The sequence below is a fragment of the Sphingomonas sp. genome (assembly GCF_026460985.1).
In the GTDB taxonomy this organism is placed as follows: Bacteria; Pseudomonadota; Alphaproteobacteria; order Sphingomonadales; family Sphingomonadaceae; genus Sphingomonas.
On the sequence record NZ_JAPKNM010000046.1, the window covers coordinates 1 to 12,436 of the forward strand.

General features: G+C 67.3%; 12 protein-coding genes and 1 pseudogene. 7 read left to right on the forward strand and 6 right to left on the reverse strand.

Translation table 11 applies throughout. The annotated features are described in order from the left end of the window. Positions 1–214: 214 nt before the first annotated feature. Both MT490_RS07400 and MT490_RS07405 read right to left on the reverse strand, forming a co-directional pair. Entirely contained in the window at positions 215–1,066 is an 852-nt protein-coding gene (locus MT490_RS07400) for a hypothetical protein (RefSeq protein ID WP_297385652.1), read from the reverse strand. Continuing rightward, positions 1,063–2,304, reverse strand: coding sequence for a TIGR04063 family PEP-CTERM/XrtA system glycosyltransferase (locus MT490_RS07405; protein WP_297385654.1), 1,242 nt, complete (start codon positions 2,302–2,304; stop codon positions 1,063–1,065). The genes MT490_RS07400 and MT490_RS07405 overlap by 4 nt, the downstream gene beginning before the upstream one ends. Positions 2,305–2,427: 123 nt before the next feature. Here MT490_RS07405 and MT490_RS07410 point away from each other — a divergent pair, with 123 nt between their 5' ends. Beyond that, positions 2,428–2,913 carry a hypothetical protein gene (locus MT490_RS07410; RefSeq protein ID WP_297385655.1) on the forward strand — a complete coding sequence of 162 codons (486 nt, stop codon included), beginning with the start codon at positions 2,428–2,430 and terminating at the stop codon, positions 2,911–2,913. 408 nt (positions 2,914–3,321) lie between these two features. Here MT490_RS07410 and MT490_RS07415 read toward each other — a convergent pair whose 3' ends face one another. Both MT490_RS07415 and MT490_RS07420 read right to left on the reverse strand, forming a co-directional pair. Next, positions 3,322–3,909, reverse strand: a complete 588-nt coding sequence (locus MT490_RS07415; RefSeq protein ID WP_363321734.1) for a hypothetical protein — start codon at positions 3,907–3,909, stop codon at positions 3,322–3,324. A 194-nt stretch (positions 3,910–4,103) separates the two neighbouring features. Continuing rightward, the gene (locus MT490_RS07420) at positions 4,104–4,415 is read right to left on the reverse strand and encodes a hypothetical protein (RefSeq protein ID WP_297385658.1); all 312 of its coding nucleotides are present in this window, start codon (positions 4,413–4,415) and stop codon (positions 4,104–4,106) included. A 377-nt stretch (positions 4,416–4,792) separates the two neighbouring features. Between MT490_RS07420 and MT490_RS07425 the strand changes: the two genes are divergently transcribed. The 6 genes from MT490_RS07425 (at position 4,793) to MT490_RS07450 (ending at position 10,005) form a co-directional block, all read left to right on the forward strand. Beyond that, positions 4,793–4,945, forward strand: a complete 153-nt coding sequence (locus MT490_RS07425; protein ID WP_297385659.1) for a hypothetical protein — start codon at positions 4,793–4,795, stop codon at positions 4,943–4,945. Continuing rightward, positions 4,938–6,290, forward strand: a complete 1,353-nt coding sequence (locus MT490_RS07430; protein WP_297385660.1) for a putative O-glycosylation ligase, exosortase A system-associated — start codon at positions 4,938–4,940, stop codon at positions 6,288–6,290. Before MT490_RS07425 ends, MT490_RS07430 begins: the two co-directional genes overlap by 8 nt. Continuing rightward, positions 6,287–7,372, forward strand: a complete 1,086-nt coding sequence (locus tag MT490_RS07435; RefSeq protein WP_297385662.1) for an acyltransferase — start codon at positions 6,287–6,289, stop codon at positions 7,370–7,372. The genes MT490_RS07430 and MT490_RS07435 overlap by 4 nt, the downstream gene beginning before the upstream one ends. 113 nt (positions 7,373–7,485) lie before the next feature. Then, entirely contained in the window at positions 7,486–8,496 is a 1,011-nt protein-coding gene (locus MT490_RS07440) for a DNA topoisomerase IB (RefSeq protein WP_297385664.1), read from the forward strand. Continuing rightward, entirely contained in the window at positions 8,493–9,626 is a 1,134-nt protein-coding gene (locus MT490_RS07445; protein WP_297385666.1) for a mechanosensitive ion channel domain-containing protein, read from the forward strand. The genes MT490_RS07440 and MT490_RS07445 overlap by 4 nt, the downstream gene beginning before the upstream one ends. Before the next feature lies 1 nt (position 9,627). Beyond that, the gene (locus MT490_RS07450) at positions 9,628–10,005 is read left to right on the forward strand and encodes a VOC family protein (RefSeq protein WP_297385668.1); all 378 of its coding nucleotides are present in this window, start codon (positions 9,628–9,630) and stop codon (positions 10,003–10,005) included. A gap of 3 nt (positions 10,006–10,008) precedes the next feature. Here the strand turns inward: MT490_RS07450 and MT490_RS07455 are convergent, their stop codons facing one another. Both MT490_RS07455 and MT490_RS07460 read right to left on the reverse strand, forming a co-directional pair. After that, positions 10,009–10,938 carry a DUF2167 domain-containing protein gene (locus MT490_RS07455; RefSeq protein ID WP_297385670.1) on the reverse strand — a complete coding sequence of 310 codons (930 nt, stop codon included), beginning with the start codon at positions 10,936–10,938 and terminating at the stop codon, positions 10,009–10,011. Positions 10,939–10,988: 50 nt separating this feature from the next. Beyond that, positions 10,989–12,344: pseudogene (locus tag MT490_RS07460) on the reverse strand (L-glutamate gamma-semialdehyde dehydrogenase); the annotation flags it as partial. Positions 12,345–12,436: the final 92 nt, after the last annotated feature.

Consider the following 12,436-nt stretch of genomic DNA (forward strand, 5'->3'; position numbering starts at 1 on the left):
GTGGAGGAGCGTTAGATCGTATCGACATTCAAATTCCCCCTCCCTGCAAGGGAGGGGTTAGGGGTGGGTTGGCACCGGCCGGGGCTCGATGCCCCGGCCGGTGCCTTTTGCGGCACGATTGGTGAGTCTTTTTTAGGCGCGCAGACGCGCGCACCCACCCCTGCCCCTCCCTGCAAGCAGGGAGGGGAGCCTTCAAACTGAATGTCGATACGACCTAAGCGCGCCGCGCCATGTTGCGGAGCGTGACGAGCGCGTCTTCGAGCCCGCGTTCCTTCGCGCGGCGCTCGACGCGAACCGGAGGCGACGCGACCGCCGCCTTGCGTACCACACCGCGCTCGAGCCGTTCGAGCAGCGCATGCACCGTGGCCTCGGTCTCGGGGCGGGTGATGGCTTCCTCGCTCCGGGTCACCAGCCGCGGCGTGGGCGCGGGTTCGCGGACCGGCGGGGTCAGCTCGAAGACCTCGAAGCGCTCGGTCTCGTCGAACACCGGCGGCCGCGGCGTGCGGGCGAGCGAAGGCAAAGCCACCGGCGCCGGCATCGGCACGTCGGGCACCGCATCGGGATCGAAGGCCGAGAGCGGCTGATCGAGATCGCGCGGAAGCGGTTGCTCGACGAGGACGACGTGCACCGGTTCGGCGATGAGGCTTTCGGCAACCAGGGGCTCGGGCTCGGCGGGGCTACGGATATCGAGGAACGGCATGCCCAGGTCGCGCGTGGCCAGCAGCGGCGGGCGCGGGGGCGCATCGGGATGCGCATCGGCGCGGCGCAGCACCGGTGTTGCGACAGTGTCGAAATCGGGCGCTTCGGCCTTGCCGATGGTCACGCCGCGCGCGCCGAGCAGCACGGACAAGGCGAACCAGCTGAACAACGCGACCGTCCCACCCCCCGCGAGCGCGATGCCGGCGCGCGCGGTGAAGCCGAGCGGCGGCTCGGCGGCGGCGAGCACCGCGGCAATGCCGCTGTCCATCACCAGCGCCTCGAGCACCGACGTCGGCACTACCAACGCGCACAGCGCGACGGCACCTCCGAGCACACCGGCAACCAGGGGTGCGATCGGCAGGTTCATGCGTTCACCGGAGATGCGTGCGACCGCGAATCCTTCATGGGGCGCGACTCTGCTAGATTTTGGTAAACAGACTCATACCGCGCGACATTTACCGCCCAGTTACGCTCGTTCTCGACAAAGGCTCGCGCCCGCGACCGCCGTGCGTCCCATTGGTCGCGGTCCGCCAGCAGCCCGGCCACCGACGCCGCCAGCGCCGCGGGATCGTCGGGCGCGAAGAGCGTACCCGTGTCGCCGTCGCGGATCAGCTCGCGGTGCCCGCCGACGTCCGACGCCGCCACCAGCCGGCGCTGCGCCATCGCCTCGAGCGGTTTGAGCGGCGTCACCAGGTCGGTCAGCCGCATGGCTTTCCTGGGGTACACCAGCACGTCGACCAGGCTGTAGTAACGCTCGACCTCCTGGTGCGGCACGCGACCGACGAAGCGGATGCGCTCCGCGGCCGGCGATGCCTCGGCCTGCGCGCGGAGCTGCGCCTCCATCGGCCCGCCCCCCACCAGGATCAGCTGCATCGACGGCCGCGCCGCGACCAGGGCCGGCATCGCCTCGATCAGCACGTCCAGGCCTTCGTAATCGTAGAAGCTGCCGATGAAGCCGATCGTCTCGGCACCCGTGACGCCCAGCTGCGCCGCCAGCGCGGCGTCATAAGGCAAGGGCTCGCCGAACAAGGTGAGGTCCACCCCGTTGGGGGAGACGAAGATCTTGCCCGGGTCGATCCCGCGCGCGGCGAGGTCGCGTTTCAGCCCCTCGCAGATCACCGCCACCGCATCCGCCTTGCGCACCGCCCGGGTCTCGAGCGCGCGGGTGGCGCGATATTTGAGGCTGCCTTCGCGGCCCGTTCCGTTGCCGACGGCGGCGTCCTCCCAGAAGGCGCGGATCTCGTAGACCAGGGGCAGGCCGAGCCGGTCGGCGACGCGCTGCGCCGCCATCGCATCGAGCACCGGCGAATGGGCATGGAGGATGTCCGGCCGCCATTTGCGCGCCACCGCCTCGATCCGCCGCGCGAACGCCGCGACCTCGCGCAGTTCGCCGATCACCGGCGGGCCCGAATTGACGCGCGGCGTGCGATGGAACGGGATACCGTCGATCGTCTCCTCGTCGGCGTCGAACTTGCCGTGCCGGCATCCGGTGACCGCCGCCACTTCCCAGCCCCGCGCCATCTGCGCCTTGAGGATCGCCCGCGTGCGGAAGGTATAGCCGCTGTGGAGCGGCAGGCCGTGATCGAGGATGTGGAGAATCCGCATGAGGCCGCGATGGCATGGGAGCGGTTAAGGGCGCGTCAACCGAAAGGGCCTGTCGCCTTCCACCACCGCTGGGCAACCGCTAAGGAACGACCGAACGGGAGATCAGTAATGTTGGTTCTCGCCATGGCGCTCGCGGCGCAGGACGTCACGGAAAAGGTCGAAGGCTGGACCATTTCCACGAAACTCGGGAAAGACGAGTGCACCCTGTCGGCCACGCTCGTGAGCGGCGGGGACGTCGCCTTCCACTGGAGGCCCCGCAAGCGCGCGGGCGTGATGCTCTATCGCTCCCCCGAGTTCAAATCGATCGAGCAGGACAAGGAATACAAGATCGAGGTCGGGTTCCAGAAGGGCGGGAAGCTCGACATGGGCTGGGGCAAAAGGGCCGCGACCGGCAATGTGAGCCCGGATGGAATGCGCGGGTTCATGATCGTCTTCAGCGGAAAGGAGATCCTCTCCGACATCGCCGCGAGCACGAAGCTCGGCTTCTGGTACAAGAACAAGCTCGTCGGCGCCGTTCCGTTGAAGGGTTCCGGGAAAGCCGTCGCGGCGATGCGGCGGTGCGAAAGCTCGGTCCTGAAGAGAGAGTCTCGCGACCCGTTCGACGAGTGAGGGCCTGGGTCGTATCGACATCCAGCCCTTTTAGATCAGGATGACTTGAGTTGGCCCCATTCTCCCTCCGTTCGTTTCGAGCGAAGTCGAGAAACGGGTCTCGAGCGCGCGTGAGGTTTCTCGACTTCGCTCGAAACGAACGGGGAAAGGTAAAATCATCAGACTCTAATCCTCCCCCGCCAGGGGGAGGTGGCGCGCGCAGCGCGACGGAGGGGGCGGAAGCACGCCAATAGTGAGTCGCCGTCCTCCCCCTCCGTCAGCCTGCGGCTGACACCTCCCCCTGGCGGGGGAGGATCAGAAGCGGCAAGACGCAGCTACGCGCGCCTTGAACCAGAGCCGAATCGATGCGACCGAGGGTCCCGCAACCGCCTTGCAGCCGCGATCGGCTGCGATACCGACGTCTTTCCGTCAGGATGCGTCGCCGTCCGCCAGGGCCTGGACCCGCAAGCGCGGAAAAACCTCTTCGATCGGCTTGGTGTCGGGCAGCACATAGACATATCCGCCCCGCTTCTGGAAAAGCGGGCGCACGCTCTTGCTGTAGAATGCGATGGGCACGTTGATGCAGCCGAAGGTTATGCGGTTGTCCTCCGAAGTCGGCGACAGCATCCGCTGGCGGCGGCGTTCCTCCTTGCTGGCACCCTTCGGGATCGGGTGGAGCGCCACGGAGGTCGCATAATCGACCCAGAGCACCTTTTCCTTCCCCGCCGCCAATCCGAATTTCGCGAGGAAGCGCCCGGCGGGCGTGGTCTTCTCGGCCGGTCCGATCTCGGCAAGGGCCTTGTTGCCGACGCCAGGAGTGGCGTCGTCCCCGACGGCGACGCCGATCAATACCGGAGCCACGCCGATCGGCTTCCCCTTCGCGTCGAACAGGAGGAGCGAGGCGTTTATCTTGTCGATGATGATGTACGGCCGGGAACCATTGTCTTTCGACGCCGCGATCCATTCGGCAACGCGCGCAGCGGCCTCCGAAGGGCCCGACGCGCGCCCGGTATCCACGGTCTCCGGCTGGACCTGCGCGGGGGTTTCCGACTGCCGGCCGCCCTCCCCCGCCGAACCCGCCAGCGCGAGTCCAGCGAGCCCCATAAGAACATTGATCATCGCTCGCGACGCTCGAAATAAGGCGGTCGCCGCATGCGGAAGCGACCGACGCGGGTAATCACGATCCGGTCAGCATTTGCTGCCCTTGGACATCAATTGCGCGGACGCTTCCGGGGCGCTTCAGCCTGCGCCTGCATCCGCTGCTCGATGGAATCCACCCGGCCATTGAGCTGATCGAGACGCTGGCTGTTGTTCTGAGCCTGCCCGGATGCGGACTGCGCCTCCGCCAATGCGGCCTTGGCCGTGCCGTCGGTCTCCTGCAGCTTCGCCTCGAGCGCATCGACGCGCTGGCTCACCGGAGCGATCTGCTCTCGCACATATTTCTCGGTGGCACAGCCGCCCAGGCCCAACGCTCCAGCCAGGATCACGACCGCAGGGGCGAGTTTCGTCAAAGATTGCGACATCCCATTTCTTCCAATGGTTAACCAAGTGCAACAACCTAGGTCCCGCGCCGAAGTTCCAACAAACCGATTCCGTTCGGTCGTGCCTCTGGCTGGGTGAGTGGAGAGGATGGGCGCCTTCACGTCCTGGGTCGGATCGACATTCAGGCGAGCGAGGCGTTTCAATCCTCCCCCGCCAGGGGGAGGTGGCACGCGCAGCGTGACGGAGGGGGCGGAACCACTGCGCTCAATTGGAGAGGGCATTGCTTACCTCCCCCTCCGACGCCTTCGGCGCCACCTCCCCCTGGCGGGGGAGGATTTTGAATGTCGATCCGTCCTAGTTTACGCCCCATCAACCGGACCGCGCTACATATCCGCCCGGAAGGAGCGCGCGAGCGGACATGATCGACAATCTATCGCTCGGGCTCTCGCATGGGCTGATGCTGCTCGCGGCGTTCCTGCTGCTGCGCCGCCCAGACCTCGATCACGAGCCCGGCCCGAACGATCAGGCGAGCAAGGCGAAGAAGAGCCGCTGGGGAAAGCCCGGTGCGTGACCTCGCCTTTGTCGGATTCCTCGCGGCCCTGCTGGCGTTCGGCTTTCGCCGGCCGTTCCTGTTCGTGCTGGCCTATGCCTATATCGACATCGTCTCGCCGCAGCGGCTGACCTATCTGCTTCTCAACTCGGTGCCGATCTCGATGATCGCGGTGGGGCTGGCCGTCGCCGGCTGGCTGGCGGTCGACGACAAGCGCGACGTCCGCGTCGCCCCGCGCCAGTTCCTGATCGTGCTGCTGCTCGGCTATTGCTTCTACACCACGCTCCACGCCGATTTCCCCCTGGAGGCCAAGGACAAATGGGAATGGGTGTGGAAGGCGCTCGCCTTCGCCGCCTTCCTGCCGCTCACGCTGCGCACCCGCCTGCGCATCGAATCGCTGTTGCTGTTCATGGTGCTCTCCGCCGCGTCGATCATCATCGTCGGCGGCATCAAGACGCTCGGCTCGGGCGGCGGTTATGGCGAGCTCAACCTGATGGTGACCAACAATTCGGGCCTTTACGAAGGCTCGACCATCTCGACCGTGGCGATCGCGATCATCCCGCTGATCGTCTGGTTCACGCGCCACGGCACGATCTTCGCGCCCGACTGGCGGGTGAAGGGCTTCTGCTATGCGCTGATCTTCGCCTGCCTGCTGATCCCCGTGGGCACCTCGACGCGCACCGGGTTGCTCTGCATCGGCCTGCTCGCATTGCTGATGATCCGCGATGCCAGGCGCAAGTTCGTCTATCTGGCGGCGCTCGGCTGCCTCGGGCTCGCGGCCATTCCCTTCCTCCCCTCCTCGTTCACCGAACGGATGGGGACGATCAAGACCTACCAGGCCGACGCCTCGGCCTCGACCCGCATCGCCGTGTGGCAGTGGACGATGGACTATGTGAAGACCCACCCGATGGGCGGCGGCTTCGAGGCCTATCGCCAGAACCGCATCCGCTACGAGAAGGTCGCGGTGCAGGGTGAAGGCGACGGCGTGGCCAAGGTCGATCGCAGCCTAGAGGTCGACAAGGCGCGCGCCTATCACAGCGCCTATTTCGAGATGCTCGGCGAGCAAGGCTATCCGGGCCTCGCGATCTGGCTGCTGATCAACCTGGCCGGGCTGTTCCGTATGGAAGTGCTGCGCCGGCGCTACCGCCAGCCCGATCCGGGGCAAGAATGGATCGCGCCACTCGCCTCGGCGTTGCAGAGCGCGCACGTGATCTACATGCTCGGCGCGACCTTCATCGCGATCGCCTTCCAGCCCTTCGTATACATGCTGATCGGCGCGCAGATCGGGCTCGACACCTATGCGGCGCGCAAGCGGGCCGAGAGCGCGTGGCGGCCGCTGCGCAAGGCCCGGGTCGCCACCGCGTGAAGACCGAGCTTCGGGCCCTGACCTCGGTCCGCGGGATCGCGGCTTGGCTTGTCGTGCTCTTCCACATCCGCCATTCGATCGCGGGACTGCCCGCGACTGCCCAAGCGGTGCTCGCCAAAGGCTATCTGGCGGTCGACTTCTTCTTCCTGCTCTCGGGCTTCGTGATCTGGATAAGCTGGTCGGATCGGTTGCGCGACGGCGGGGCGGGCAGGATAACCGAGTTCCTCCAGCGCCGCATCGCCCGTATCTTGCCGCTGCACCTGTTCATGCTCGCCGTCGGCCTCTGCCTGGCGCTTGCTCTGCGCATGACCGGGCGCGACACCCCGCAATTCCCGCTTGCCGAGCTGCCGCTCCATGCGATGCTGCTCCAGAACTGGGGGTTCACCGGCGCGCTCTCCTGGAACGACCCAGCCTGGTCGATCTCGTGCGAGCTCGGCGCCTATCTGCTCTTCCCATTGCTCGTCTTCGCGATCGACTGGCGTCGCGTCCCCGCCGCCGCGATCCTCGTCGCGATCGGCGCGCTGATGCTGCTGCTCCACATGGTGTTCGCACTACAAGGCGCCGCGACGCTCGGCGAGCAGATCCCGCGCCTCGGGCTGATCCGCTGCATCCTCGAATTCGCCTGCGGCACGGCGATCGGCGCATTGTGGCTGCGCTGGCGGGAGCGTTGGCATTGGCCCGCCTGTGCTTCGGCAGCCGTCGCACTGTTCCTGCTCGCGCTCTGGACATCGGGGATCTTGTCCGAGACGCTGGCGGTGCCTGCCGCCTTCGCCACTTTGCTGCTCGCGCTCGCGCTCAGTGCCGGCAGGCCGGGCAACCCGCTCGACGCCGCGCCGCTCCACTATCTCGGCGAGATCAGCTACGCGACCTATCTCGGCCATTTCCTGCTCTGGTTCGCGTTCAAGCTCGCCTTTGTCGGCGACGCGCACGCCGTCGGCTGGCCGATGATCGCGTTGTACGCCGCGCTCGTCCTCGCCAGCTCCGCGGCGCTCTATCACGGGATCGAGCGCCCGGCGCAGCGCCGGCTGAACGGCCTGTCACTCGGGCGGCCGCGACCGATTTCGGCTGCCGAGAGTCGCTGATCGCGCGGTCGAGCGCGGCAGCCAACGCCTCATAGCCGTCGGGCCCCGGTCCCCCGCAGGTTCCGGAACGAAGCGATGCTCCGCGCATTCAACGGGACAAGCGAGGAGGCCCGATGACGCTCGACGCCATCGTCTATGTCGATGATCTGGAACCGGGAATCACGCGGCGCAAGGTGCGTCACGGCTGGGGCTATTGGGATCCCGAAGGCAAGCGGATCACCGATCGCGGCGCGATCGAACGGCTGAACGGGATCGGTCTGCCCCCGGCCTATACCGACGCCTGGTTCTGCCCCGATCCCAACGGCCATATCCAGGCCACGGCCAAGGACGACAAAGGGCGCAAGCAATATCGCTACCATCCCGATTTCCGCGAGGCGCAGGAGGCGGCGAAATACGATCGCTGCGCCGGCTTCGCGCACCATTTGCCGAGGCTGCGCGAGCGCGTCGAGGCCGATCTCAAGCTACGCGGCATGTGCAAGGAAAAGGCCGTCGCCGCTGTGGTCCGCCTGCTCGATCTCGGTACGATCCGCGTCGGCAACGAAGCCTATGCGCAGGAGAATAAGAGCTTCGGCGCGACCACGCTCCGCAAACGCCACGCTCGGGTGAAGGGCCAGCGCCTCAAGCTCCAGTTCCGCGCCAAATCGGGCAGGCTGCGCGTGATGACGATCACCGACCGGACGCTCTCGGCCTTCGTCAAGCGCTGCCAGGACCTGCCCGGCCAGCATCTGTTCCGCTGGCTCGACGAGGCGGGCGAGGCGCATCCGGTGAGCTCGACCGACGTCAACGCCTATATCCGCGAGGCGATGGCGGAGGATTTCACCGCCAAGGATTTCCGCACCTGGGGTGCCAGCGTCATCGCCTTCGAGGCGCTCGCGACCGCGGATTCGACTCTCGGCCTCAAGGCGATGCTCGAGCCGGTCACCGAGGCGCTCGGCAACACGCCCGCGATCGCGCGCAAATCCTATGTCCATCCGCAGTTGATCGCGCTCGCCAGGGACAGGGAGGCGCAGGCCGCGTTCCGCGCCCGCTTGCGCCTGCCGCGCGCCACCCGCTACCTCAACCGTTACGAACGCGGTCTGATCGCCTTTCTCGAGGTCGCCGCTCCCCAAGCCAAGGCCGCATGACCGCTTCCATGACCAACAAGACCACTCCCCTCCTTCCCGACTACGACCTCCAGACGCAGACCGAGGTCCTCGTCCGGGATTCGTCGATCTGGGTCCAGTCGCACTGGCTCAACATCCTGATCGCCGCCGGCATCGCGACGGCGATCGTGCTGGCGCTCTATGCGGCGCGCTCCTGGGCGATGCGGCTGTGCCGCCGCGGCGGGGGTGTCGCCAACTGGTATTCGATCTTCGGCCGCGCGGTGGCCAAGACCACCAGCTTCTTCATCGTCATGGTCGCGATCCGGCTGGTGTCCAACTATGCCGGCGCGCCGGGCGTGGTCGCGTCGACCGTGCAGTTCCTCTTCACCATCGCCGCGGTGTTCCAGGGGGCGATCTGGATCCGCGAGATCATCTTCGGGCTGGTCGAGCACCGCACCGTGGGCGACGACGCCGCGGTGGGCCTGAGCAGCGCGCTCGGCATCATCCGGCTGCTCGTCTCTATCGTCGTGTTCGCGATCGCGCTGGTGATGGTGCTGAGCAATCTCGGGGTCAACGTCACCGGCCTGGTCGCGGGCCTCGGCGTCGGCGGCATCGCGATCGGCCTCGCCGCGCAGGGCATCTTCGGCGACCTGCTCGCGGCGCTGGCGATCATCTTCGACAAGCCCTTCCGGCTCGGCGACAACATCAAGTTCAACAACAGCGAAGGCGTGGTCGAGCAGATCGGCCTCAAGTCGACGCGGCTGCGCGGCCCCACCGGCGAGCAGCGCATCGTCTCCAACCGCAAGCTGCTCGACAACGAGATCCAGAACACCACACACCGGATCCGCAACCGCTTCAAATATGTCTTCAGCCTCGGCTACGATACCTCGCCCGAGCTGGTGCAAAAGCTCCCCGAGCTGCTGCGCGCGGCAGTGGAAGGCGAAGGGTACAAGCTGGTCCATGGCGGGCTGACCGGCTTCGGCGCGAGCGGGCTCGATTACGACGTCGAGTTCGAATCGCAGGGCATCGATTTCCCGCCCGAGGCACGCGACCATGTCGCCGCCGCGATCCTCACCCGCTTCCGCGAGAACGGCATAGCCTTCGCCTATCCGACCCAGGTCAATCTGATCGCCTCCGGAACCCATCTGGAGGCGCCGCCGAAGGAGGAGTGACATGCTGAAGGACTGGAGCTCGGCTGCGATCGTGCCGTGCAGCGACGTGTACGCCGCCAAGCGCTTCTACACCGGAACGCTCGGCCTGCCGCTCGCCGCCGATCATGGCGACGTCTTCACCCTCGCCACCGGCGCCAGCCGGCTCAACGTCTACAAGAGCGCCTATGCCGGCACCAACAAGGCCAATGCGGTGGTCTGGGATGCCGGCGGCGAAGTCGAGGCAATCGCCGCCGAGCTGCGCGCCAAGGGCGTCACCCTCGACGAATATCCCGAAGGGTTCGACGCCGTGCGCGACGGCGTCCATGTGAAGGGCGATTTCCGCGCGATCTGGTTCCAGGATCCCGACGGCAACATCCTCCACGTCAACGGCGGCGTCTGAGCCTTAGATCGTCTCCTCTTCGTCCTTGCGGCCGACCAGCTTGCGGAAGAGTCCGAAGGCCGCCGCGCCGAACGCCGCCAGGCCGACCAGGATCAACTTGCCGAACTTCAGGATGATCGCGAGCAGCCCCACCTTCTTGGCCACGCCGATCGCGGCGCCGCCCGCGACGAGCCCGGCAAGGCCATATTCGGCGGCCTTGTCGGTCGAGGCATTGAAATCGGCATAGCCCGCGCCGGGCTCGAAGCTCACCGACCGCCCGAAGCTCTGCGCCGCGGAACGAACGTCGCCGATGTCCTTCATCGACGCGAGCATGTTGAGGCTGAGCACCCCGGTGCGCCCGAGCAGCCGCACGTCATAGTTGAGTCCATTGACCGGATCGCCTTCGAGCGCCAGCTCGCGCGCCCAGATCAGCGCGTGGTTGCCCGCATCGTACGAAGGCGGCTGGGCCCAGCCGACGAGACGCATCGCCGGATAGCCGGCCTGCTTGCGCTCGGCATTCTGCTCCTCGGTGCCTTCCTGCATGCCCTTGAGCACCGCGGCATAGTCCTGGGTCTTCGCGTCGGTGTCGGCGACGTGGCCGGTATCCTCATAGGTGATCACCGCCCCCCAGACATTGTCGAAGACCGTCGTGTCCTTCTCGAGCACCATGCCTAGCACGCCCTCAGCGCTTTCGGGCGGATTGCGCCATGCCTCGACCAGGACGCGCCTGGCCTCGGCCGCGGGCAGGAAATAATAGCGGTCGCCGAGGTGCAGCACCGCCTTGGCCTCGGGAATGCGGACGTCGCCGGTTTGCGGATGGAGGCTCTTCTCCAGCGCGACCATCGCGGGCGGAAGGCTTGGCGCCTCCGCCTTGGACGAGTCCTTCGCCCCCGCCGGCACCGCCACGCACAACATCACCGCCAGCGCCGCCGCGCTGCTTCCCCAGCTTCGCATGCCATTCCCCCATGTCGGCCGAGAATTCGGCCCCAGGGGGATTTGGCCCGCTAGATCCCCCCTTCGTCAAGCGAAAGCAGCGTCGCGTTGCCGCCGGCGCTGGTGGTGTCGACCGAGACCGAGCGCTCGGCGCAGAAGCGCTGGAGGTAGTGCGGGCCGCCGGCCTTGGGGCCTGTGCCCGAAAGGCCCTCGCCGCCAAAGGGCTGCGAGCCCACCACCGCGCCGATCATCGAGCGGTTGACGTAGAGATTGCCCACGCGCGCGCGCGCCTCGGCCAGCTCGCCCGAGCGGGCGATGCGGCTGTGCAGCCCCATGGTCAGCCCGAAGCCCTTGGCGTTGACCCGGTCGATCGTCTCCTCGAGCTCGCCCGCCTTCCAGGTCGCGACGTGCAGGATCGGGCCGAACCATTCGCTTGTCAGCTGGTCCATCGACTCGAGCCGGATCATCGTCGGCGGCACGAACAGCCCGTTCGCCGGCACCGGCAGCGTCTTGAGCCAGCGCCCCTTCACGCCCTCGCGATAGCCCATGAGCTTCTCGTAAGAGGGGCGATCGATCACCGGGCCGACATCGGTGGCGGGGTCGCCGGGATCGCCGATCACCAACGTCTCCATCGCGCCGCGCAGCATCTCGATCACCGGATCGGCGATCTCCTCCTGGAGCAACAGCAGCCGCAGTGCCGAGCAGCGCTGGCCGGCCGAACGGAAGGACGAGGTCAGCACGTCGGCGACGACCTGCTCGGGCAAGGCGGTGGAATCGACGAGCATCACGTTGATCCCGCCGGTCTCGGCGATCAGCGGCACGATCTGGCGATCGTCCCCCTCCAGCAGCGCACGGGCGATCTTCTTCGCGGTCGGTGTCGAGCCGGTGAACGCCACGCCCGCGATGCGCGGATCGGCGGTGATCGCCGCGCCGACCTCGGGCCCGCCAGGAAGGAGGATCAGCGCGTCCTCGGGCACGCCGGCCGCGTGCGCCAGTCGCACCGCCGCGCGCGCGATCTCGGGAGTCTGCGGCGCCGGCTTGGCGACGACGGTGTTGCCCGTGACCAAGGCCGCAACGGTCTGGCCGAGGAAGATCGCCAGGGGGAAGTTCCACGGCGCGATCGTCGCCCAGACACCGCGGCCTTCCATCCGCAGCTCGTTGCGCTCGCCGGTCGGCCCGGGGAGCGTCACCGTCGCCAGATCGGCGCGGGCGCGGGCGGCATAATAGCGGCAGAAGTCGGCCGCCTCGCGCACTTCGCCCAGCGCGTCGGGGATCGTCTTGAACGCCTCCTTCACCGCGAGCGCCATCAGCTCGATGCGGTTTGCCTCGAGGCTATCGGCGAGGCGTTCTAGGATCGCGGCGCGGTGTTCGATCGAGGTGGCGGACCATAGGGGGAAGGCGGCGGCGGCACGGTCGATCGCCACCTTTACTAGCCCCTCCCCTTCAGGGGAGGGGTTGGGGTGGGGCCTGTCCGCAGGCGACAGAGTTTGAGGCACGGGCCCCCCCCCCACCCCACCCC